Source organism: Micrococcus sp. ACRRV (assembly GCF_022346985.1).
Classification (GTDB): Bacteria; Actinomycetota; Actinomycetes; order Actinomycetales; family Micrococcaceae; genus Micrococcus; species Micrococcus porci.
The window spans coordinates 1-1413 of record NZ_JAKRNH010000199.1 but is presented as its reverse complement, the minus strand read 5'-3'; the positions used below and the strand labels follow the sequence as shown (position 1 = coordinate 1413).

The following is a 1413-nucleotide window of genomic DNA, read 5'->3' as shown; positions in this document are numbered from 1 at the left end:
GTCCTCTTAACCTTCCAGCACCGGGCAGGAGTCAGTCCGTATACATCGTCTTACGACTTCGCACGGACCTGTGTTTTTGATAAACAGTCGCTTCCCCCTGGTCTCTGCGGCCCCGATCCCCTCACACCAGCAAGCGGTGCTCAAGGTTGGGGCCCCCCTTCTCCCGAAGTTACGGGGGCATTTTGCCGAGTTCCTTAACCATGATTCTCTCGATCGCCTTAGTATTCTCTACCTGACCACCTGTGTCGGTTTAGGGTACGGGCAGTTCAAACCTCGCGCCGATGCTTTTCTTGGCAGCATAGGATCACCGGATCACCCACCACGTGGGCGCCCATCAGGTCTCAAGCACACAGCCGGCGGATTTACCTACCGGCAGCCCTACACCCTTAGACCAGGTCGATTCCATTGCCTGGCCCGGCTACCTTCCTGCGTCACACCTGTTAATACGCTTGCCTCCCCGGTTCAGGTCCCGTGCTCCACGCACCCATCCACCCCCGAAGGGGCAGTGAGGGGCGCTTCAGACGGTTAGTATCACCGGCTCAGCATGGGCGGTTCTTCACTGGTACGGGAATATCAACCCGTTGTCCATCGACTACGCCTGTCGGCCTCGCCTTAGGTCCCGACTCACCCAGGGCAGATTAGCTTGACCCTGGAACCCTTAGTCATCCGGCGGACGGGTTTCTCACCCGTCTTTCGCTACTCATGCCTGCATTCTCACTCGTCCACAATCCACCAGAAATTACTCGCTGGCTTCACCTCGTGAACGACGCTCCCCTACCCATCCAGAAAACTGAATGCCACGGTTTCGGCGGTGTACTTGAGCCCCGCTACATTGTCGGCGCGGAATCACTTGACCAGTGAGCTATTACGCACTCTTTCAAGGGTGGCTGCTTCTAAGCCAACCTCCTGGTTGTCTCAGCAACTCCACATCCTTTCCCACTTAGCACACGCTTAGGGGCCTTAACCGGTGGTCTGGGCTGTTTCCCTCTCGACTATGAAGCTTATCCCCCACAGTCTCACTGCCACGCTCTCACTTCCCGGCATTCGGAGTTTGGCTGAAGTCAGTAACCTTGTAGGGCCCATCGTCCATCCAGTAGCTCTACCTCCGGGAAGAAACACGTGACGCTGCACCTAAATGCATTTCGGGGAGAACCAGCTATCACGGAGTTTGATTGGCCTTTCACCCCTACCCACAGCTCATCCCCTCCATTTTCAACTGAAGTGGGTTCGGTCCTCCACGCGCTCTTACACGCGCTTCAACCTGGCCATGGGTAGATCACTCCGCTTCGGGTCTAGGACACGCGACTGAACCGCCCTATTCAGACTCGCTTTCGCTACGGCTTCCCCACACGGGTTAACCTCGCCACGTATCACTAACTCGCAGGCTCATTCTTCAAAAGGCACGCCGTCACC

The 1413-nt window shown here is 56.9% G+C and carries 1 rRNA gene; it reads right to left on the bottom strand.

The features are described 5' to 3' along the window. Positions 1-1413: ribosomal RNA gene (locus tag MHY29_RS12075) — 23S ribosomal RNA — on the bottom strand; the annotation flags it as partial.